18 protein-coding genes are annotated in these 22,828 nt (G+C 51.2%); 15 read left to right on the forward strand and 3 right to left on the reverse strand.

Annotated elements, in window-relative coordinates; translation table 11 throughout:
- The first annotated feature begins 146 nt into the window (after window positions 1–146).
- From rpoB to AC3WQT_RS16285, 9 genes are all read left to right on the forward strand, one after another.
- A complete protein-coding gene (rpoB, locus tag AC3WQT_RS16245) occupies window positions 147–4,253 on the forward strand; it encodes a DNA-directed RNA polymerase subunit beta (RefSeq protein ID WP_492705149.1) in 4,107 nt (1,368 codons plus the stop codon).
- A gap of 271 nt (window positions 4,254–4,524) precedes the next feature.
- Window positions 4,525–8,757, forward strand: coding sequence for a DNA-directed RNA polymerase subunit beta' (gene rpoC / locus AC3WQT_RS16250; protein WP_492705151.1), 4,233 nt, complete (start codon window positions 4,525–4,527; stop codon window positions 8,755–8,757).
- A gap of 146 nt (window positions 8,758–8,903) precedes the next feature.
- The gene (locus AC3WQT_RS16255; protein ID WP_492705153.1) at window positions 8,904–9,713 is read left to right on the forward strand and encodes a biotin--[acetyl-CoA-carboxylase] ligase; all 810 of its coding nucleotides are present in this window, start codon (window positions 8,904–8,906) and stop codon (window positions 9,711–9,713) included.
- 18 nt (window positions 9,714–9,731) lie between these two features.
- Complete coding sequence (locus tag AC3WQT_RS16260; protein ID WP_492705155.1) at window positions 9,732–10,520, forward strand: type III pantothenate kinase; 789 nt, start codon at window positions 9,732–9,734, stop codon at window positions 10,518–10,520.
- A 17-nt stretch (window positions 10,521–10,537) separates the two neighbouring features.
- On the forward strand, window positions 10,538–11,218 hold the full coding sequence (locus tag AC3WQT_RS16265) for an SPOR domain-containing protein (protein WP_492705157.1): 681 nt from the start codon (window positions 10,538–10,540) through the stop codon (window positions 11,216–11,218).
- Between the two features lie 441 nt (window positions 11,219–11,659).
- Window positions 11,660–12,424 (forward strand): IclR family transcriptional regulator, encoded by a 765-nt coding sequence (locus tag AC3WQT_RS16270; protein WP_492705159.1) that lies wholly within the window; start codon window positions 11,660–11,662, stop codon window positions 12,422–12,424.
- Between the two features lie 14 nt (window positions 12,425–12,438).
- Window positions 12,439–13,254 (forward strand): N-formylglutamate deformylase, encoded by an 816-nt coding sequence (gene hutG, locus AC3WQT_RS16275; protein ID WP_492705160.1) that lies wholly within the window; start codon window positions 12,439–12,441, stop codon window positions 13,252–13,254.
- Window positions 13,251–14,612: a formimidoylglutamate deiminase gene (locus AC3WQT_RS16280; protein ID WP_492705162.1), complete on the forward strand. Its 1,362-nt coding sequence runs from the start codon at window positions 13,251–13,253 to the stop codon at window positions 14,610–14,612. Before hutG ends, AC3WQT_RS16280 begins: the two co-directional genes overlap by 4 nt.
- 46 nt (window positions 14,613–14,658) lie before the next feature.
- A complete protein-coding gene (locus AC3WQT_RS16285; RefSeq protein ID WP_492705164.1) occupies window positions 14,659–15,159 on the forward strand; it encodes a DUF2059 domain-containing protein in 501 nt (166 codons plus the stop codon).
- Window positions 15,160–15,213: 54 nt separating this feature from the next.
- Here the strand turns inward: AC3WQT_RS16285 and AC3WQT_RS16290 are convergent, their stop codons facing one another.
- Window positions 15,214–16,266, reverse strand: coding sequence for a 3-deoxy-7-phosphoheptulonate synthase (locus AC3WQT_RS16290; RefSeq protein ID WP_492705165.1), 1,053 nt, complete (start codon window positions 16,264–16,266; stop codon window positions 15,214–15,216).
- 373 nt (window positions 16,267–16,639) lie between these two features.
- Between AC3WQT_RS16290 and AC3WQT_RS16295 the strand changes: the two genes are divergently transcribed.
- From AC3WQT_RS16295 to AC3WQT_RS16305, 3 genes are all read left to right on the forward strand, one after another.
- Window positions 16,640–17,401, forward strand: coding sequence for a phytanoyl-CoA dioxygenase family protein (locus AC3WQT_RS16295; RefSeq protein ID WP_492705167.1), 762 nt, complete (start codon window positions 16,640–16,642; stop codon window positions 17,399–17,401).
- A gap of 68 nt (window positions 17,402–17,469) precedes the next feature.
- On the forward strand, window positions 17,470–18,009 hold the full coding sequence (locus tag AC3WQT_RS16300) for a TlpA family protein disulfide reductase (RefSeq protein WP_492705169.1): 540 nt from the start codon (window positions 17,470–17,472) through the stop codon (window positions 18,007–18,009).
- A 222-nt stretch (window positions 18,010–18,231) separates the two neighbouring features.
- The gene (locus AC3WQT_RS16305; protein WP_492705171.1) at window positions 18,232–19,008 is read left to right on the forward strand and encodes a substrate-binding periplasmic protein; all 777 of its coding nucleotides are present in this window, start codon (window positions 18,232–18,234) and stop codon (window positions 19,006–19,008) included.
- 19 nt (window positions 19,009–19,027) lie between these two features.
- Here AC3WQT_RS16305 and lysA read toward each other — a convergent pair whose 3' ends face one another.
- Window positions 19,028–20,272 carry a diaminopimelate decarboxylase gene (gene lysA / locus AC3WQT_RS16310; RefSeq protein WP_492705173.1) on the reverse strand — a complete coding sequence of 415 codons (1,245 nt, stop codon included), beginning with the start codon at window positions 20,270–20,272 and terminating at the stop codon, window positions 19,028–19,030.
- Between the two features lie 134 nt (window positions 20,273–20,406).
- Between lysA and AC3WQT_RS16315 the strand changes: the two genes are divergently transcribed.
- From AC3WQT_RS16315 to AC3WQT_RS16325, 3 genes are all read left to right on the forward strand, one after another.
- Window positions 20,407–20,865: an Lrp/AsnC family transcriptional regulator gene (locus AC3WQT_RS16315; RefSeq protein WP_492705175.1), complete on the forward strand. Its 459-nt coding sequence runs from the start codon at window positions 20,407–20,409 to the stop codon at window positions 20,863–20,865.
- Window positions 20,866–20,875: 10 nt separating this feature from the next.
- The gene (locus AC3WQT_RS16320) at window positions 20,876–21,667 is read left to right on the forward strand and encodes a transporter family protein (RefSeq protein ID WP_492705177.1); all 792 of its coding nucleotides are present in this window, start codon (window positions 20,876–20,878) and stop codon (window positions 21,665–21,667) included.
- Window positions 21,668–21,768: 101 nt separating this feature from the next.
- Complete coding sequence (locus AC3WQT_RS16325; RefSeq protein ID WP_492705179.1) at window positions 21,769–22,290, forward strand: TlpA family protein disulfide reductase; 522 nt, start codon at window positions 21,769–21,771, stop codon at window positions 22,288–22,290.
- Here AC3WQT_RS16325 and AC3WQT_RS16330 read toward each other — a convergent pair whose 3' ends face one another.
- Entirely contained in the window at window positions 22,291–22,821 is a 531-nt protein-coding gene (locus AC3WQT_RS16330; RefSeq protein WP_492705181.1) for an NADPH-dependent FMN reductase, read from the reverse strand.
- Window positions 22,822–22,828 lie beyond the last annotated feature (7 nt).

Raw genomic sequence — 22,828 nt, forward strand, 5'->3', positions numbered from 1 at the left:
GGCTTCTTTGTCGTTCAGGGTTGTTTAGCTGTTTATTAAGACCGAGGGTTGAGACTTGAGGTTTTTTTGTCACAGAGTTGCTATGCGTTGTTTTTGTGACAAAAATCCTGAATTCTCTATCCTTCCTTGCCACTCACGGAGTGTCCATGCACTACTCATTTACTGAGAAGAAGCGTATTCGTAAATCTTTTGCGAAGCGCGCCAACGTCCACAACGTTCCGTTCTTGCTGGCGACTCAAATCGAGTCGTACCAGAGTTTTTTACAAGAAGACAGAACACCGCCAACTCGTAAGAACGAGGGTTTGCAGTCTGCCTTCACCTCGATTTTCCCGATTGTTTCGCACAACGGCTTTGCACGTCTTGAATTCCTGTCCTACGTTTTAGGCGATCCTGCGTTCGACGTCAAGGAATGTCAATTGCGTGGCCTGACTTATGCGTCACCTTTGCGTGCAAAAGTCCGCCTGGTCATTCTGGACAAGGAATCACCAACCAAGCCGGTTGTCAAAGAAATGAAAGAACAGGAAGTCTACATGGGCGAATTGCCTCTGATGACTACCACTGGTTCTTTTGTTATCAACGGTACTGAGCGCGTTATCGTGTCCCAGTTGCACCGTTCCCCTGGCGTGTTCTTTGAGCATGACCGTGGCAAGACACATTCTTCCGGTAAATTGCTGTTCTCGGCAAGGATCATTCCTTACCGTGGTTCCTGGCTCGACTTCGAATTCGATCCTAAAGATATCCTGTTCTTCCGTATTGACCGCCGTCGCAAGATGCCAGTCACTATCCTGCTGCGCGCCATAGGCATGAGCAATGAACAGATTCTGGCTAATTTCTTTGTCTTCGATAACTTCAATCTGCACAGTGATGGCGCAGAAATGGAATTCGTTGCAGAACGTCTGCGTGGCGAAGTTGCCCGTTTTGACATCAGCGACAAGTCCGGCAAGGTTATCGTTGCCAAGGACAAACGTATCAATGCCAAGCATGTACGTGAAATCGAAGCCGGTGGTATCAAGCACATTTCCGTGCCTGAAGATTACCTGTTGGGTCGCGTCCTGGCCAAGAACATCGTTGATGCAGACACTGGTGAAGTTATCGCCAATGCCAATGATGAGCTGACAGAAGAATTGCTGGGTCGTTTGCGCGATGCCAAAGTGACTGACATCCAGACTCTGTACACCAATGACCTGGATCAGGGTGCTTACATTTCCCAGACTCTGCGTGCTGATGATACTGCTGATCAGATGGCTGCCCGCGTTGCCATCTATCGCATGATGCGTCCTGGCGAACCACCGACAGAAGATTCTGTTGAAGCCCTGTTCAATGGCCTGTTCTACAGTGAAGACCGTTACGATCTGTCCGCAGTCGGCCGCATGAAGTTCAACCGCCGTATTGGCCGTGATGAACTGACTGGCGCCATGACTTTGTCGAATGAAGACGTACTGGCTGTGATCAAGATCCTGGTTGAGCTGCGCAATGGCCGCGGCGAAGTCGATGATATCGATCACTTGGGTAACCGCCGTGTACGTTGCGTTGGTGAATTGGCTGAGAACCAGTTCCGTGCCGGTCTGGTACGTGTTGAGCGTGCTGTCAAAGAGCGTCTGGGTCAGGCTGAAGCCGACAACCTGATGCCGCATGACCTGATCAACTCCAAGCCTATCTCTGCTGCGATTCGTGAGTTCTTCGGTTCTTCACAATTGTCCCAGTTTATGGATCAGACCAACCCATTGTCAGAGATCACGCATAAGCGTCGTATTTCCGCCCTGGGACCTGGTGGTTTGACACGTGAGCGCGCCGGTTTTGAAGTCCGCGACGTTCATCCAACCCACTATGGCCGCGTCTGCCCGATTGAGACACCAGAGGGACCAAACATTGGTCTGATCAACTCGCTGGCTCTGTATGCGCGTCTGAACGAATATGGTTTCCTGGAAACACCATACCGTAAAGTGGTCGATAGCAAAATCACGACACAGATCGATTATCTGTCCGCGATTGAAGAAGGTCGTTACATCATCGCTCAGGCGAATGCGACGATCGATGGCGAAGGCAAACTCATCGATGAACTGGTCTCTGCCCGTGAAGCTGGCGAAACGATCCTGGTATCCCCAGAGCGTATCCAGTACATGGACGTTGCTACTGGTCAGGTGGTTTCTGTTGCGGCATCTCTGATCCCGTTCCTTGAACACGATGATGCGAACCGTGCGTTGATGGGTGCCAATATGCAACGTCAAGCTGTTCCTTGCTTGCGTCCAGAAAAAGCATTCGTTGGTACAGGTATCGAACGTACTGTGGCAGTTGACTCCGGTACCACAGTACAGGCACTGCGTGGCGGTAAAGTTGATTACATCGATGCGGGCCGTATCGTTATTCGTGTAAATGATGCTGAAGCACAGGCTGGTGAAGTCGGTGTGGATATTTACAACCTCATCAAGTACACCCGTTCCAACCAGAACACCAATATCAACCAGCGTCCTATCGTCAAAGTTGGTGATCTGGTCGCAAAAGGTGACGTATTGGCCGACGGCGCATCGACAGATCTGGGCGAATTGGCCCTGGGTCAGAACATGCTGGTCGCGTTCATGCCCTGGAATGGTTATAACTTCGAAGATTCGATCCTGATCTCTGAAAAAGTTGTGGCTGATGACCGCTATACCTCGATTCATATCGAAGAGTTGTCGGTTGTTGCCCGTGACACCAAGCTGGGTGCGGAAGAAATCACACGTGATATCTCCAACCTGGCAGAAAACCAGCTGGCACGTTTGGATGAATCCGGTATCGTCTACATCGGCGCTGAAGTAACCGCTGGTGATACCCTGGTTGGTAAAGTGACACCAAAAGGTGAAACTCAACTGACACCAGAAGAAAAACTGCTGCGCGCCATCTTCGGTGAAAAAGCTTCTGACGTTAAAGATACTTCCCTGCGCGTGCCTTCCGGCATGGTAGGTACAGTTATCGACGTACAAGTGTTTACCCGCGAAGGCATACAACGCGACAAACGTGCACAACAGATTATCGATGATGAATTGAAGCGTTATCGCCTCGATCTGAACGATCAGTTGCGTATTGTTGAAGGCGATGCATTTGAGCGTCTGGAACGTATGCTGGATGGCAAGATCGCTGACGGCGGCCCGGCCAAACTGGCTAAAGGCAGCAAGATCACCAAGGAATACCTGGCCAGCGTGGATAAATACCACTGGTTCGATATTCGCCTGGCATCTGATGAAGCAGCCAATGCATTGGTCGCGATGAAAGATTCCATCGCTGAAAAACGTCATCAGTTCGATCTGGCCTTTGAAGAAAAACGTACCAAGCTGACGCAAGGCGATGAATTGCCGCCAGGCGTACAAAAAATGGTCAAGGTTTACCTGGCTGTTAAACGTCGCCTGCAACCTGGTGACAAAATGGCGGGTCGTCACGGTAACAAGGGTGTGGTTTCCCGTATCGTGCCTATCGAAGACATGCCTTACATGGCTGACGGTACACCAGCAGACATCGTATTGAACCCATTGGGTGTTCCATCACGGATGAACGTGGGTCAGGTTCTGGAAGTGCATCTGGGCTGGGCAGCTAAAGGCCTGGGCTTGCGTATAGGCGAAATGCTGAAAGCCAAAGCCAAGGTAGAAGAACTGCGTGAATTCCTGAAGAAGATTTATAACGAATCTGGCAAGAAGGAAGACATCGACGGCTTCTCCGACGCCGAGATTCTGGAATTGACGAACAACCTGAAGCATGGCGTGCCATTTGCTACACCAGTGTTTGACGGTGCGCATGAAAGCGAAATCCGCCGCATGCTGGATCTGGCCTTCCCTGACCATATCGCAGCGCAACTGGGTATGACACCATCGAAAAACCAGGTCACCCTGTTTGATGGCCGTACCGGTGAAGCGTTTGAGCGTAAAGTCACGCTGGGTTACATGCACGTTCTGAAATTGCACCATCTGGTTGATGACAAGATGCATGCACGTTCGACCGGTCCTTACTCTCTGGTCACGCAACAACCTCTGGGCGGTAAAGCTCAGTTCGGTGGTCAGCGTTTTGGTGAGATGGAAGTCTGGGCACTGGAAGCTTACGGCGCGTCTTATGTCTTGCAAGAGATGTTGACCGTCAAGTCCGATGACGTGAATGGCCGTACCAAAGTGTACGAAAACCTGGTCAAGGGTGACCATGTGATCGACGCCGGCATGCCTGAGTCCTTCAACGTTCTGGTAAAAGAAATCCGCTCTCTGGGTATCGATATCGATCTCGAACGTAGTTAATGTATTAAGGAACATCTGAGTAAGCGTTGCGCAGTAGCTTAATCAGATGTTCCGATTTGTAATTGCAGTAAAATCATCGCCCGGATAGCATTCGGGCGATGGCCGTTAAACCTGGCAAGCAGTTTGGAAGTAATGTCGTTCCCGGTATCAGCGGAACCTGTGTCGAAAAGACCTGGCTCTCCCGCTCATGCGAACAGGGTAAAGCGGCGAAGCTTCTGTTGCAGCACCATTCAGCCACCAAGCGTTTGCGCGCTTAACTGGAGTGATACACATGAAAGCTCTGCTCGATCTATTCAAGCAAGTCCAACCCAACGAACAATTCGACGCGATCAAGATTGGTCTGGCGTCTCCGGAAAAAATTCGTTCCTGGTCCTACGGCGAAGTTAAAAAGCCGGAAACCATCAACTATCGTACTTTCAAGCCTGAGCGCGACGGTCTGTTCTGCGCCAAGATTTTTGGTCCTATCAAGGATTACGAATGCCTGTGCGGCAAGTACAAACGTCTGAAACACCGCGGCGTTATCTGCGAAAAATGTGGCGTTGAAGTGACTCTGGCCAAAGTGCGTCGTGAACGCATGGGCCATATCGAGCTGGCTTCCCCAACTGCACATATCTGGTTCCTGAAATCCCTGCCATCCCGTCTGGGTATGGTATTGGACATGACCTTGCGTGATATCGAACGCGTTCTGTATTTTGAAGCATACGTCGTCACCGATCCAGGCATGACTCCGCTGAAAAAATGCCAGATCATGTCTGAAGATGATTACGCTGCCAAGTACGAAGAATTCGGCGACGAATTCACGGCATTCATGGGTGCTGAAGGTATCCGCGAATTGCTGCGTTCCATCGACATCGACCGTGATGCAGAAACCCTGCGCACAGAGTTGAAAGAATCCAAATCTGAAGCCAAGATCAAGAAATACGCAAAACGTCTGAAAGTACTGGAAGCATTCCAGCGCTCAGGCATCAAGCCAGACTGGATGATCATGGAAGTTCTGCCGGTCCTGCCGCCAGAACTGCGTCCATTGGTCCCGCTGGATGGTGGCCGTTTCGCGACTTCCGATCTGAATGATCTGTATCGCCGCGTCATCAACCGTAACAACCGTCTGAAGCGTCTGATGGAATTGCGCGCTCCTGAAATCATCACACGCAATGAAAAGCGTATGTTGCAGGAAGCTGTCGATTCCCTGCTGGATAACGGCCGTCGCGGTAAGGCAATGACAGGTGCCAACAAGCGTCCCCTGAAATCCCTGGCAGAAATGATCAAGGGTAAGGGCGGTCGTTTCCGTCAAAACTTGCTGGGTAAACGCGTCGATTACTCTGGCCGTTCCGTTATCGTGGTTGGTCCACAGCTGAAATTGCATCAGTGTGGTCTGCCAAAACTGATGGCGCTGGAACTGTTCAAACCTTTCATTTTCAATAAACTGGAATTGATGGGTCTGGCTACAACCATCAAGGCAGCGAAAAAACTGGTAGAGATACAAGAACCAGTCGTATGGGATATCCTGGAAGAAGTCATCCGTGAACATCCTATCATGCTGAACCGTGCGCCTACGCTGCATCGTCTGGGTATCCAGGCTTTTGAGCCGGTCCTGATTGAAGGTAAAGCGATCCAGTTGCACCCACTCGTCTGCGCGGCTTTCAATGCCGACTTTGACGGTGACCAAATGGCGGTTCACGTTCCTCTGTCTATCGAAGCACAGATGGAAGCACGCACTTTGATGCTGGCATCCAACAATATTCTGTTCCCATCCAATGGTGAGCCGTCTATCGTTCCTTCCCAGGATATCGTGTTGGGTCTGTACTACGCTTCCCGTGAAAAAATCAACGGCAAGGGCGAAGGCATGATGTTCCCTGACGTTTCAGAAGCGATCCGCGCCTGGGACAACAAGGAAGTCGAACTGAGCACACGTATCACAGTACGTATTACTGAATACCCTAAGAATGTAGAAACTGGTGAATTCGTTAAAACCATCAAGCGTTATGAAACGACTGTTGGCCGTGCGATTCTGTCCGAGATTCTGCCTAAGGGCTTGCCATTCACCGTACTGAACCGTGCGTTGAAGAAAAAAGAAATTTCCAAACTCATCGATACCTCATTCCGCAAGTGCGGTCTGCGTGCCACGGTAGTGTTTGCTGATCAATTGATGCAAATGGGTTTCCGCCTGGCGACACGCGCCGGTATCTCCATCTGTATCGATGACATGCTGGTTCCACCACAAAAAGTGACTTTGCTGGCAGCAGCAGAACACGAAGTCAAACAGATCGAACAGCAATATGCGTCCGGTCTGGTGACTGCGGGCGAACGTTATAACAAAGTGGTCGATATCTGGGGCAAAACCGGTGATGAAGTCGGCAAGGCCATGATGGAACAACTCAAAGTTGAACCAGTCACACGCCGTGACGGTACTGTCGGTACACAAGAATCTTTCAACGCCATTTACATGATGGCCGACTCTGGTGCGCGTGGTTCTGCAGCCCAGATTCGTCAGTTGGCAGGTATGCGTGGTCTGATGGCGAAACCGGATGGCTCGATTATCGAAACGCCGATCACCGCGAACTTCCGCGAAGGTCTGAACGTTTTGCAGTACTTTATTTCTACTCACGGTGCGCGTAAAGGTCTGGCCGATACGGCGTTGAAGACAGCGAACTCCGGTTACCTGACACGTCGCCTGGTTGACGTGACGCAAGATCTGGTCGTGGTTGAAGATGACTGCGGTACAGCCAATGGTTCGTCCATGAAGGCCATCGTTGAAGGCGGTGAAGTTAACGTGCCTTTGCGTGACCTGATTTTGGGCCGCGTTTGCGCCAATGACATCGTCAATCCTGAAACTCAGGAAACGCTGTACGAAGCAGGTTCCCTGCTGGACGAAACAATGGTAGAACGCATCGAAGCCCTGGGCATCGATGAAGTCAAGGTACGTACACCACTGACATGCGACACACGCTATGGTCTGTGCGCAATGTGCTATGGCCGTGATCTGGGTCGTGGTTCCCTGGTGAATGCTGGTGAGGCAGTTGGTGTTATCGCTGCGCAGTCCATCGGTGAACCAGGTACACAGTTGACGATGCGTACCTTCCACATCGGTGGTGCGGCATCCCGTGCAGCGATTGCATCTTCTGTTGAAGCCAAGTCCAACGGTACTATCCGCTTCACAGCGACCATGCGTTATGTCACCAACGGTAAAGGCGACCAGATCGTTATTTCCCGTTCTGGCGAAGTGCTGATCACTGATGACCACGGTCGTGAACGTGAACGTCATAAAGTACCTTACGGTGCAACCCTGATCGTTAAAGACGGTCTGGTTATCAAGGCTGGTACAGCATTGGCAACGTGGGATCCATTGACGCGTCCTATCATTACCGAATACACCGGTACGGTGAAATTCGAAAACGTCGAAGAAGGCGTGACTGTTGCCAAGCAGGTTGATGAAGTAACAGGTTTGTCCACTCTGGTGGCCATCGATGCGAAACGCCGTGGTAGCGCTGCTGGTAAAACACTGCGTCCACAAGTCAAGCTGTTGAACGAACAAGGCGAAGAAGTCAAGATCGCTGGCACAGAACACGCAGTAACGATCGGCTTCCAGGTGGGCGCGCTGATTACCGTGAAAGACGGTCAGCAAGTACACGTGGGTGAAGTTCTGGCGCGTATCCCGACAGAATCACAAAAAACCCGTGATATTACCGGTGGTCTGCCACGCGTTGCCGAGTTGTTCGAAGCCCGTTCACCAAAAGATGCCGGTATGCTGGCAGAGGTAACAGGTACGGTTGCGTTTGGTAAAGAAACCAAAGGTAAGCAACGTCTGGAAATCACAGACATGGACGGCGAGAAACACGAGTTCCTGATCACCAAAGACAAACAAGTCCTGGTGCATGACGGCCAGGTCGTGAACAAGGGTGAGATGATTGTTGACGGCCCAGCCGATCCACAAGACATCCTGCGTTTGCTGGGTATCGAAGCGCTGGCACGTTACATCGTTGATGAAGTTCAGGACGTGTACCGTTTGCAAGGCGTTAAGATCAATGACAAGCACATTGAAGTTATTGTTCGTCAGATGTTGCGTCGCGTTGTCGTGGTTAATCCAGGCGATGCCAACTACATCGTTGGTGAACAGGTAGAACGCTCTGAATTGCTGGATGAAAATGATCGCGTAACAGCAGCTAATGGTATCCCTGCAACATATGAAAATATCTTGTTGGGTATTACCAAGGCTTCCCTGTCTACAGATTCCTTCATCTCTGCGGCGTCCTTCCAGGAAACCACACGTGTTCTGACCGAAGCTGCGATCATGGGCAAAAAAGACGGTCTGCGTGGTTTGAAAGAAAACGTCATCGTTGGTCGCCTGATCCCTGCTGGTACAGGTCTGGCATTCCATCGCGCCCGCAAGTTGAAAGAAACTTGGGAAGCAGATGAACGCGTAGCCTTGCTGGAAGCGGAAAAAGCAGCATTTGCTCCGATACCAGAAGTAACAACAACTGATGTGGTGGATGGCGGCGAAGCATAAGCAGCCAATGCGCTAACACAGCGTAAATACCGCAGCATCAAGATGTTGATGTAATAAAGAACGGCACCTGCATAAGGTGCCGTTTTTTTTGGCCTGAATATTTGTTCAGGCAGCAGTACAATACGGCTGCTAACCATAGACAGATTATGCAAGAGAATAAAAACCTGGAACTGAATGCGGCTGCCATAGAAAAACTCTGTGACGGTGCAGCCCGCGAAGTTGATATTGAAGTCGTCGCAGAAACTGGCTCCACCAATGCCGACCTGATGGCACGCCTGACTGCCAGCTCGTTAACACCGGTGCGCCCAGTGCTGCGGGTGGCTGTGCATCAGACTGCGGGGCGTGGCAGGGCAGGTCGCCCATGGCTGACCGTGCCTGGTGGCATGTTGACTTTTTCGCTGGCCTGGCATTTGCCGCAAGCGCCGCATAACCTGCTGGGCTTGCCATTGGCAATAGGCGTTGCCTTGGCTGAATGCCTGAATGCCCTGAACCAGAACGTGCAACTCAAATGGCCAAATGACCTCTTGCGCGATGGTAAAAAACTCGCCGGTATCTTGCTCGAATCAGCCGCCGCCAGTGAAGGAGGTACCTGGATAGTTGCTGGAATAGGTCTGAACCTGCAAGTGTCGGATGAGCTGGAGGCACAAGTAGGCCGTGCCCTGGCAGATGCACCCTGGCTGGCACAAATGGATAGAAACCTGCTGCTGGCGCAGTTGCTGAACGCACTGGCAACAACATTGCAGCAATTTGGCCAGCAGGGTTTTTCAGTCTATTTGCCGCGCTGGAATGCCTTGCATGCCTACGCCAACCAAACCGTGCATATACTTGATCATGGTCAGGTCTTGCACACAGGCAAAGCGCTCGGTGTGGATCTGCATGGCTGCCTGGTATTACAGACTGAACAGGGCCAGGTCAATGTACTGGCCGGTGATGTGTCCTTACGACCTGTCGCATAAAATAAGGAAAACCAGGGCATGATGCAGTTGTTAATAGATGCTGGTAATACGCGCATAAAATGGGCTACAGTTAATCTGGATGCTGCACTGACGAAGTCAGTAGCGGTCAAGTCTGCTGCAGTCTGGCAGCAGATCGCCTCCGTCAGCCATGCCGAACTGGATAGCTTGAAAGCCAGTTGGCAAGGGATGCACTTTGTACGTGTCCTGATTTCCAATGTAGCCGGTGCCAGCATCAAAGAAAAACTCACGGATTTACTGCAAGAAGTACAGCCAGACTTACACATAGACTGGTTTGCTTCGCAAGAAGATATCGCAGGTCTGCACAATGGCTACCGCAATCCGGCCCAACTAGGCTGTGACCGCCTCGCCTCCATGATAGGTGCGCATTACCTGTTCCCGCAACAAAGCCTGATTGTCGCTACTTGTGGAACTGCCACCACAGTCGATGCAGTGACAGCGCAAGGCATATTCAAGGGGGGAATGATCTTGCCCGGCCTTAAACTCATGGCAGAGTCGCTGGCACGCAATACCGCGCAATTGCCGCAGGTGGCAGAATCAACTGATATAGCCAAAGTCTTCGCCGATAATACTGATCAAGCCATCGTCAGCGGCTGCATCAGCGCTCAGGTAGGTGCGATTGTACGTGCCGTCAATACCCTTGAGCAGCTGGAAAACCAGGCCATCAATTGCGTGATTTCTGGTGGTGCTGCCCCGTATTTACTGAGCCATCTGGGCATTCCTTATCAATATGTAGATAATCTGGTCTTGACGGGGCTGTTTGTCGTGGCACAATCAAGCCCGGACTGATAACACTGACACTTACCATGCTGAGATTCTTTTTCTGGAGCCTGCTCATACTGAATGCCTTCTTGTTGGCATTTAATCTCGGCTATCTGGGACACTGGTCCCTCGATACCCATGAGCCCGAGCGCTTGAAAAAACAGCATCATGCCGATCAACTAAAGCTCCTGACTGCGACCGAAGCAGCTTCGCCAAGTGAGCCGGCAAACGAAAAGAAAGCCGAAGTCATCGCCTGCCTGGAAGTGGGTAACTTCCAGCAAAGTGATATTCCCAAGATAGAAGAAAAATTAAAAACCCTGGCCCTGGGTGACCGCCAGTCGCGCATCAACGTCGTCGATGTCGCCACCCACATGGTGTTCATTCCTTCACAAGGCAGCAAAGAAGGCGCTGACAAAAAAGCCGGTGAGCTGCGCCGCCTTGGCATCAATGATTTCTATATCGTGCAAGACCAGAGCAATCTGCGCTGGGGTATTTCGCTGGGTGTGTTCAAGACCGAAGAAGCAGCAAAACTGCATCTGAATAATCTCAGCAATAAAGGCGTGCGCTCAGCCCGCATAGGCCCACGCACAGTCAGCACGAACAAGTTTGCCTACCAATTCAGGGCGCTGAATGCAGAAGAAAAGAGCAAGTACGATGTTATCAAGGCTGACTTCCCGGCGCAGGAAAACCGTAATTGTCAGATGACGCCGTACAGCAGGAGCTAAGCGCTTTCGCGGCCCACCTTTTATTCTCGGAATATGGATACTCTTTCAGTTGTGACAATATGTATAGTCGGTCTTGTACTGGCCTTGAACCTATACATTAGCTTTTTGGTTGTGAAGAGCGATTTCTATGAACCAGGCCAAAAATACGCGCAATATGCGCTGATCTGGCTGCTTCCAGTGTTAGGAGCGATAGCTTGTTATCTGTTTGTGCAACCCACATTAGGAACGGGAATTAGTAAGTCAGCTCATAATGAAGATGATGTATTTGCCACTGGAGATCTTGGAGACGTTATCCCGCAGCATCATGACTGATGCGCAATAAAGATATCTTCAAGGTGTGAAAATTACTCATTGATTCTCGCTACGTGGGAATTGATGGTTGATGTTTCCCATTCTGATGCTAGCATGGATGTATTCAGTTTTACGTGCTAGCTTCCTGTCATGGCTGTCCCTCATAAAATAGAAATTCCTCAAAGCGAACGCGTTTTACAGGTCTTGGCCTGTGTCGCCCGCCATGGACAGGCGTTATCTGCGCGTGAACTGGTAGAACAAACTGGCTTGCCACTCAGCACGCTGTACCGACAACTCGCACCATTAAAGAAATGGGGCCTGGTGCAGGAACATGCGCAAACTGGCCTGTATGAACCTGGCCCATTGGCAGTGCAATTGGCGCGTGGTTTTGACCAGCATTCATGGCTCATGAGTGCTGCGCGCGATGAGCTCACAGATCTGGTGCAAAAGTCGGGTGAAAGCGTGGGCTTGCTGGCCTATGTGAACGGGCAAGTGGTTTGTCTGGATATGCAGGAAAGCCAGCAAGCCTTGCGCTGTTCATTTGCTAAAGGGCGTGCCAGTTCCAGCGTGCGCGGTGCGTCGGCCAAGGCCTTGCTGGCCTACTTGCCGCCAGCTTTGCAAGACGATTTGCTGGCACAGAATTTTTTGGAAAATGCACCATTACCAAATCAGCCCCTGCAAGATTTGCAAACCCAGTTGCACAGTATACGAGAACAAAGATATGCCACCAGTGAGAATGAAGTTGACCTTGGCATCTGGGGTGTCAGCGCACCTGTGTTTTCTGGTCGTGACAAGCTGGAAGCGACCTTGTCCCTGATGGCACCGGCGCAACGCATACAGCAGCGCAAGCAAGAACTCATCAACATGACCCTGGCAGCAGCCGACAGGCTGAGCCGCAAACTACAACATTCATAAATTTGGGAGACATCATGACTGCTTATCACTTTCAACAGGGCAGCCAGCCCCTGCTGATTTCCATGCCGCATGTGGGCACCAGCATACCGGATGATATCGCCGCCCAGATGCTGCCAGTCGCACAAGAAAAAACCGATACCGACTGGCATTTGCGCAGCCTTTACAATATGGCTGCAGAGTTGGGGGCCTCCACCATCGCGGCTGAATATTCACGTTATGTGATAGACCTGAACCGCTCTTCTGACAATGCCAATTTGTATCCGGGGCAAGATACCACCGGCCTGTGTCCGGTTGATACCTTTGCCAAGCAGCCGTTGTATGCGACTGAGAGTCTGCCGACGGAAGCAGAAGTGCAGCGCCTTATCGCCACTTACTGGCAACCCTATCATCAGAAATTGCAGCAAGAGCTGGAACGCTTGTTGAACCTGCATGGCAGCGTCGTCTTGTGGGATGCGCATTCCATCGCGTCTGAAGTGCCCCGTTTTTTTGAAGGCAAATTGCCAGACCTGAACTTTGGTACGGCTGATCAAAAATCCTGTGATGCAGGCATGCAAGCCGCCGTTGCCAATTGCCTGCGAGATTCAGTTCACGCACAAGCCTATACCCATATTTTCAATGGCCGTTTCAAGGGTGGTTTTATCACCCGCAATTACGGCCAGCCATCACGTAACATCCACGCAATACAACTGGAAATGAGTCAGTGCATTTATATGAACGAAGCTGCTCCCTACGAATACCGGCCTGATCTGGCAGCGCAGGTACAACCCTTGCTGAAGCAATTGCTGCAAGCCTGTCTGGACTGGAACAAGACGCAAGGGAGTGCAGCATGAGTAGCCTGTTCGCTCACCAGGCTTTACTGCCACAAGGCTGGACCAGCAATGTACGCCTGCACTGGAATGACAACGGTGACCTCTGCCAGATAGAACTGGGCACTAGCGCGCAGACCCATGAAAACCAGGCTCAATTTGTCGTGCCTGGCATGACTAATCTGCATTCACACGCCTTCCAGCGCGCCATGGCTGGTATGACAGAAATGGCAGGCGAGGGCAAGGACAGTTTCTGGACCTGGCGTGATCTCATGTACCGCTATGCCCTGCATATCACGCCTGAACAAATCCAGGCTATTGCTGCGCAACTGTATGCTGAATGCCTGCGCCATGGCTATACCGCAGTCTGTGAATTCCATTACCTGCACCGTGACCAGGATGGCAGTTTTTATGCCCGTCCAGCCGAGATGGCCGAACGCGTGATTGCAGCAGCAGAACAAACCGGCATGGGTATCAGCATGCTGCCCGTGCTGTACAGTTACGCCGATTTTGGCGAGCAGGCCTTGCGCCATGACCAGCGCCGCTTCTCTACCAATGTGGCAGAGATCATGCAATTGATAGTAGCACTGGAAGGCAAGCGTAATGACCAGGTCGAAATCGGTGTTGCCCCGCATTCACTGCGCGCTGCCAGCATCAGCCAGATACGTGAACTGGTGGCGGTACTTCCTGCCGCACGCCCCATCCATATCCATATTGCCGAGCAACAAAAAGAAGTTGATGCCTGTATCGCTTACTCAGGCAAACGCCCGGTAGAACTCTTGCTCGACAGTGGTTTGGTGAACGAACGCTGGTGCCTGGTGCATGCCACGCATTTGAACAAGGCCGAAGTGCAGGGCATCGCCGCCAGTGGCGCAGTAGCAGGTATCTGCACGACGACTGAAGGCAATCTCGGCGATGGTTTCTTTGATCTGCCAGATTACATCGCAGCCGGTGGCCGCTTTGGCGTAGGCAGTGACAGCCATGTATCACAAAGCCCGGTAGAAGAATTACGCTGGCTGGAATATGGCCAGCGTTTGCGTTTGCAAGGCCGCAATATCGCCAGTATTCCAGGGCAACGCAAAGTTGGTGATTTCTTATATCAGGCCGCTTTGCAAGGTGGCGCGCAAGCCAGTGGTCGCAAGCTGGGGCAACTGGCTACAGGCTATCGTGCAGACATCGTGGTACTTGATGATCAGCATCCCAACCTGGCAGGTATCAGCAGTGCTGACGTACTCAATACCTGGATCTTTGCAGGCAATGATAATCTGGTGCGCGATGTGTATGTGGGTGGAAAGAAAATAGTGCAGGCAGGCCAGCACAAAAATCAGACAGAAATACAGCTTTCCTACGCTAATTGCATGCGACAACTGAGGCAATTGTGATGCCCTGCAAGTACAATTGCAGGCTTATTGAATAGCAAAGGTATACGTGTATAAAAACAGCCAGATAGTCCTTGCCCTGTACCTGCTCTGTGGCGCTGCTGGTCTAGCCCATGCAGCAGGCAATGCCAGCGTTGAAGCAACACGCGTCATCAATTCCAGTGGCATCATCAGAATGTTGAAAGCGACTAGCCAAACTGTGCAGTATCCCTGTATAGACAAAAACTGGAAAAAGTCAGTGCCAGAAGTACGGCGTCTGTTTGTCAGCAATTTTACGATTGACGAATTGCACTCACTTGCCAATTTCTTTGAATCGCCACTGGGTAGCAAATACATTACTGCATTTGAAACCCAGTACTATAACAGCCGTCATCCAGAGCAAACCAGACCGCTTGCCTCGCTCAGCGAAGCAGAACAGAATGAGGTTAAACAATTTTATGAAACTCCGGTGGGTAAAAAATATCTGAATAGTCCAGCGGCGCAAGCTATTACCGACGCGACGATAATGATAGGCGTAAAGATAGGCGTGGCATGCCCCAGGCCCAAATAAGTTAAATAAATCGTGGTAAAAAAATGAGTGCATTATCTGCACTCATTTTTTTTACTATCCGCGCAATCTCGCCGCAGCATCCCGCAACATCTTCTCCGTCGTTTCCCAATCCACGCAGGCATCGGTCACTGAGCAGCCGTATTTGAGCTGCGACAAATCTTCAGGGATGGGCTGGTTACCGGCAATGATGTTGGATTCGATCATGACACCAACGATGTCCTTGTTGCCATTGGCAATCTGGTTGACCACATCTGCCATGACCAGCGGTTGCAGTTCTGGTTTTTTATAGCTGTTGGCGTGTGAGCAATCGACTACGATATTCGGTGGCAGCTTGGCCTTGACCAGGGCTTGCTGAGCCATGGCGACAGACACGGTATCGTAGTTCGGACGGTCACCACCACCACGCAAAACCACGTGGCCATATTGATTGCCGCTGGTGCGAACGATGGAGACGCGGCCCTGACCATTCAAACCCAGGAAAGAATGTGGATGTGAAGCAGACAGGATCGCATTGATGGCGATGCTGATATCACCATCCGTACCATTCTTGAAGCCGACAGGGGTAGACAAGCCAGACGACATTTCGCGGTGAGTCTGTGATTCCGTCGTGCGCGCACCAATGGCCGTCCAGGCAATCAGGTCCCCCAGGTATTGTGGTGAAATCGGGTCCAGCGCTTCGGTTCCGGTCGGCAGACCGAGTTCACAGACATCCAGCAAAAACTGGCGGGCTTTTTCCATGCCCTCATCAACACGGAAAGAATCATCCATATACGGGTCATTGATATAACCCTTCCATCCTGTGGTCGTGCGTGGTTTTTCAAAATAGACACGCATGACCAGCAACATCACATCCTTGACTTCTTCCTGCAGGGCTTTCAGTCGGCGTGCATAATCCAGCCCGGCAACCGGGTCGTGGATGGAGCAGGGGCCAACGACGACGAACAGGCGTTTGTCCTTGCGTTCCAGGATGTTGCGCAGGCTCTCGCGGCTTTGTTCTACGACATCGCCCGCCAGATCACTCAAAGGCAGGCGCGCATGCAATTCTTCAGGGGTGGGCATGTTCTCGAAAGAACTGACGTTGATATTTTCCAGTATGGTATGTGTCATCTTGAGTAAGTGGCTTTTGCCTTCATTTATTGCGTTAAATTTGGCCTACATTATCACCTATTACGGGATTTTAATTGTGACGTCCTAATCACAATCGCGCTTAAATTGCCCTGATCTGTTCTGATCACCAGAAGATAATTCACCTAAAATCAAGAGTGCGCCATTTTAGTGGACTGTAACAGTGAAAGGCGAAGTGCCTGCCATGCGCACGCCGACCATGACGGCGTTGCAAATACTCGCGAAAGCCCCGCTATCGCTGTGTTTTGCGCCTTGTCCTGGTTCATCGGGCACATGTCCTTCACTTACGCTTTCACTGCTACAGTCCACTATGCATCACAAACGATGCACAGCGATGGCATTTTGCTCACTGAAAATGATGACCATGTTAAGTACTGCGCAACAAGAAGAATTTGCCAGCCAGGGGTTTCTGGTATTGCGGCAACAGGCCAGCGCGGCCTATTGCGAAGAAGTAATCGCCTATTGCGAGCAGCAACTGGCTGGCCAGGTACAACCCATAGAATATGAGGCGGATACCCGTTACCCCGGTGCTCCCGCATCACGTGACGCCGAGGGTGGTTTGACTGCCAGACGGCTATTGCAGGCCTACGCCCGTGACCCGCGCCTGGCGCAATGGGCAACAGGCCAGGCCCTGGCAGAACCTTTGTTGCAATTACTGGGGGCAGGTGCCTTGCTGTCGCAGTCGCATCACAATTGCATCATGAGCAAGCAGCCGCAGTATTCAACCGCCACAGGCTGGCACAGGGATAGCCGTTACTGGAATTTCCAGCGGGCAGAACTGGTGTCTTCCTGGCTGGCACTGCGCAATGAAACGCTGGAAAATGGTTGCCTGCTGGTGATACCTGGTTCCCATAAAATCGATATTGATGTGGCTCAACTGGACGAAGCGCAGTTCTTGCGTACCGATCTGGAACAAAACCAGGCCTTGCTGGCGCAAGCCCGGCCCGTACCTTTGCAACAGGGTGATGTCTTGCTGTTCCATAGCAATCTCTTTCATGCTGCGGGCAAGAACCAGACTGCCGCGACCAAGTTTTCCATGGTGTTTACGTACAGGGCGGCGGACAATCCACCGCGGCCAGGTACGCGTTCTGCAGCTTATGCTGAAATTGCCTTATAAGCGCAGGCAGGCAGCTTCAATCTGCACTATGCTGTAAGGCATCTCGCAGACAGAAGTGGAGTACTACCATGCTCAGTATGTCAAAGGCCCTGGTTGCGGCTATTATTGTCGCCTCCTGCATCAGTACCCAATTTGCCCTGGCTGCCAGCAAGGATGGCTTCCCTGCCCAACCCGCCCTGACAGGGACCATGCTGAATGGCAAACCCTATAAGCTCGATACCAGCAAAGGTGAGGTCATACTGGTGACCTTCTGGGCGACCTGGTGCCCGACCTGCCAGGCTGAGATGCCCATGTTTCGCAAGTTTTATGAAGCCAATAAAAAATCAGGATTTGAACTGGTCACCGTCAGTATCGACGATGCCATGAGCGATATTGATGACTATGCCAAACAGTCAAAGTGGTTGAGCAAGGACAATCAAGGCTTTCCTTCACTGTGGCGCAATGCCTCGGATTATCAGGATAATTTCGGCAAAGTGTTTGCCACCCCGACTGTTTTTCTCATAGGCCGTGATGGCAAGGTCATGGAGTCATACAAAGGCGGCATCAAGCCTGCGCAATGGGCGCACATCAAAGCAGTCATTCAAAGGCCCGGCACGAAGAAAAGCTGACACGTACTTTCTTGCTGTTTAAATACTTTATTGTCAAACTTGCTGCATTGTCAAATTGACGTTACTATTTGATAAAAATCGTTCACAAGAAATTCAGTGACGATGCTTGTTTGCTTGTCTGTTTTACTCTCCCGAATGATGCTTGATCCTTGCCAGCCGCAGGGATGTTTTTGTCTGCCGGTTTTTTTTGAGAGTCTGGATGAAAGGTGATGGTGAAGTCAAATGCATCTGTGCAACCCTATTCCGCTTATGCGGCTGAGCTTGCTGACTTTGTTATTCACCTTGAGCCAGCAGGCAGCGCAAGCCAAGGAAGTGGTGATACTGACACCTGATCCCATAGACCAGCGCGGCCAGCCTTTTCCCTTGAAACTGGCAGATAAACTATTTGAGTTTATTGAACGGGATGGGAATTTGCAGATACAACAGCAGCGCAGTCCCTGGCCACGCGCATTGCAGGCCGCAGAAAATGGTGAAGGCGTTTTATACGGAGTCAGCAAGACCAAAGAGCGGGAAAAAATCTTCCACTTTTCCTTGCCCATACAATCAAAGTACATGTTCCTGGTCACCAGAAGCGATGCCCAGTTCCGCTTCAATACCATGGCCGACCTCAAAGACAAGACTATAGGTATACCGCGCGGCTTCAGCTATGGTGATCGCTTCGATGCCATGAAAGACAATCTCTTCAAGGTTGAAGTCGATAATTATGCACCCTTGTCGCGCATCTATAAACTCTTGTTCCGGCGCATGGATGCCGGCTTGTTTGGTGCGGTGAATAAAGACCCGCGTATACTTGAAAACCGCTTGCAGGCTTTGCGCGATGAAAACGAGGGCAGCAGTTCGCCATTTGCCGATGTGCGCCTGACAGTCTTACCCAAGCCGCTGCTGATAGATACGATTCATTTCGCGGTAAGGGCAGACAAGGATGACGGCATTATCGACAAACTCAATGTCGCCATCCTCAAAGCCAGGAAGGCTGGCCTTCTCGAAGAACTACGCTAAAAATAGCTTGGATAACAGCTTAGATATTTTCGAGCGCAATCAGTTCCTGCACAGTCTGGCGACGGCGGATTTGTTTGATCTGTTCACCATCCACCAAAACCTCCGGTATCAAGGGGCGGGAATTATAGTTTGATGACATGCTGGCACCATAAGCACCGGCATCATGGAAGACGAACAGGTCGCCAATTTCGCAAGCTGGCAAATCCTGGGTTGTGACCACGCCACCATCTTCTTGCGTGAACACATCGCCAGATTCACATAAGGGCCCGGCCACCACCGTAGGGCGCAGGGCCGTAGTGCGCGCTGTGCCATCTGCCGCATGGCAGCTAATGCGATGGAAACTGCCATACATGGAAGGGCGCACCAGGTCATTAAAGCCTGCATCGACCAGCGCAAAGAAATTGCTACCTACCTGTTTTTGCGCACGCAATTCAGAAATCAACATACCGGATTGCGCCACCAGGAAACGGCCAGGTTCTATCTCCATGCTGATCTTGTGGCCCAGCAGGGTTTCAATTTCTTTCCTGGCTTTGTCCCAGATTTCAAAATAGTGCGCAGTATCGACCGCAGGCTCATCGCCACGGTAAGGGATGGACAAACCACCACCGATGGAAATTGCCTGCAAGTCACGCTTGCAGATTTTGACCTGTTCTATCATTGCATCGCAAACGCTTTGCAAATGATCATAATCAACACCAGAACCTATATGCATGTGCAGACCCACCAGCGTCAAACCATATTGATCGATGATGGCCAATGCGTTTTGCAATTCTTCATGCCAGATACCATGCTTGCTTTGCTCGCCCCCGGTATTGGTCTTGCGGCTGTGGCCGTGACCAAAGCCAGGGTTGATGCGCAACCATACAGCATGACCAGGATGAGCCTGCCCCAGTTGCTCCAGCATTTGTGGTGAGCCGCAATTCACCGGGATATTCAATTCCACTACGCGCTTCAAGGTCGCACGGTCCAGCAAGTCTGCAGTGAACACGATAGGCGCATGGCCACCGTGCTCCGCCTGGCTGGTATAACCAGCAGCTAAGGCACGTTCAACTTCACCGAGGGAGACAGAATCCACCATCACGCCTTCTTCACGCATCAGGCGCAGCAAATGGATATTGCTGGAGGCCTTCTGGGCAAAGCGGATCACATCAAATTGTCGCAGGCGGGCAATTTGCGCTCTTATAATGGAAGCGTCATAGGCCCAGCAGGGTGTTTCAAACTCGTTGGCAATATGGGCAAGCTGGTGTGCAGTTATAGTTGTCATGGCAATTTTTCCAGAGCATCCTGAGGTTTGGTGTAAGCTCTACTTTAACAAGTGCAATCTATGGTTTGAATGGGATTCCATAGGGAATTGTTCATGCCACCAAGGGTTTAATCGGAAATCTACGCAAAATGCTTATGAATCATAAACTCGACCAGTTTGACCAGAAAATCCTGCAATTATTGCAACAGGATGCCCGCATGTCGCATGCCGAGATAGGTCGCCAGGTACATCTGAGCCAGCCCGCTGTGTCCGAGCGCATCAAGCGTCTTGAAGCTGCCCAGGTGATACGTGCCTATCGTGCCGATATTAATCCCAAGGCACTCGGTTATCAAATTACTGCCATGATCAGGCTGTCTACACAGCAGGGGCGGCCCTACGCCCAGTATGTCGCTAACTGCCCCGAAATTATTGATTGCTATACGGTTACTGGCGAAGATGGCGCCGTCATGCGCGTGCTGGCAACCGATGTAGAACATTTACAGCGTATCATTAATGAATTGAATGCCTTTGGCTCAACTTCGACAGCGATAGTCTTGACCACCCATGTTGCTGGTAAAGCCATCAGTGCGCCCAGTGTGCTGATCACAGAATGAAAGGAAAGCCATGCCCAGCATATTCCGCATATCCCACATATTTCGCCTGAGCTTTGTCGTCCTGACTTGTCTGGCTTGCCAGTTTGCACAGGCGGCTGATGAAGAGGTCGACGCCATCACCCCTTACCGTCCTTCGGTATCCAACTCTGCGCAACTGCCAGTAGCAGGGCAGGTGGAACTGGAAATGGGTATTAATTCCAGCAAAACCGGGCTAGCCCTGCGCCAGAGCCTGCCGTATCTATTCAAGCTGGCTTTTTCCAAAGAATGGGGCATTCTGCTTGGTGGTGAAGCACATATTATTAACAATGATAGTGCAGGTCAGCGCGACCGTGGCTTTGGCGATACTTCACTGACGATCAAACGGGCATTTGTGATCGATGACGATACTGCTCTTGGTGTGGAATTTGGCAATAAATTCCCTACTGCCAAAGACTCGTTAGGATCGGGCAAATCAGACTGGACAGTGAATGGCATCGTCAGCCAGGACATGGGCAAGTTCCATGCTGATCTGAACCTGAATCTGACGCATCTGGGGTTTGCTGAAGATGCCACATCTCATTGGCAAACCGGGCTATCGACTTCACTGTCTACTGAGGTGACTGACAAAGTGGGCCTGACTGCCGAGTGGGCTGGCTGGCGTCGGGCTGGTACCAAAAACCAGGGACAAGCTCTGATCGCTTTCACTTATAGCCCAAACAAGCGCCTTACCCTTGATGCCGGTATGACCAGGGGCTTGACGACAGCTTCCCTTGGCCGCGCCTGGTTTGCCGGTGTTGTCGTTCCTGTTGCCCGGCTCTGGTAGAGCACGCACATCCATGATAGGGCGCAAAACCTGATTGTGACTTAGGCCGTATAATGCGCTCTTGTTTTATTTATTGATTTGTTTCTTGCTTTGGGAAAACCATGCTGGCGCCTTCTTCACCGCGTAAATTCGCCATTTTTTCAGTCATCGCTGCGACAGCGCTGATTGCCCTGGCGGTCACCTTTTTTGTGACTTACAAAGCTAAAACCCCTATGCCGGATGTCAGCTTCACCAATCTCAAAGGTGAAAAAATCTCTACGCAAAGCTTGCGCGGCAAAGTGGTCATGGTGAACTTCTGGGCAACATCTTGCACGACGTGCGTCGCAGAGATGCCAAAGATGATAGAAACCTATAATAAATACAATAAGCAGGGTCTGGAATTTGTGGCAGTTGCCATGAGCTATGATCCGCCGAACTACGTACTCAATTACGCAGAAACCCGCAAACTGCCTTTCCATGTCTCCCTGGATCCTCAAGGCAAGCTGGCGCAATCATTCGGCGATGTCAAACTGACGCCAACCACTTACGTCATCGACAAACAGGGCAATATCCTTAAACGCTATGTCGGTGAACCATCGTTCAGCGAATTGCATACACTGCTGGAACAAGCTTTAGCGGCTTAGTCAGTCTTGCAAGCTTAGCCATTCAGCTTTGGCAGCCACCAGCGCTGCCTTTAAAATTCCCGCTATTTCAGGGTGGCTGACCATGCCATCCTCGTCCAGTTTTGCACCTATGATGGGCACCTTTACCGATGCTGCTTCCAGTATCCTGGCCGACATCACGCTTAATATTTCGCGTAATGCTGCGTCCGCATGCATGGCTCTGGGCGAGGCGTTCAATACCACCACAGGCTTGTAGACAAACACGTCGCTGCTGACCGTCCAGTCCAGCGCATTTTTGATGACGCCTGTTATACCATGCGCATATTCCGGGCTGGCAATCAGTATGATGTCAGCTGAGACTATTTGTTCTTTCAAGTTCACCACGCTAACTGGTGGTGTCAAATACAGGTCGGGATTGAACAGAGGCAGCGCTGCCATGCCGTCGTAGGCCAGGATGTTGATATCAGATGGTGCCAGGCGTATCAGGGCACGGATCAGCATGGCGTTCAGCGAGGCAGCGCGCAGGCTGCCGCAGATGGCAAGTATTTTCATTGATTAT

This window comes from Undibacterium sp. FW305-107, from assembly GCF_058788535.1.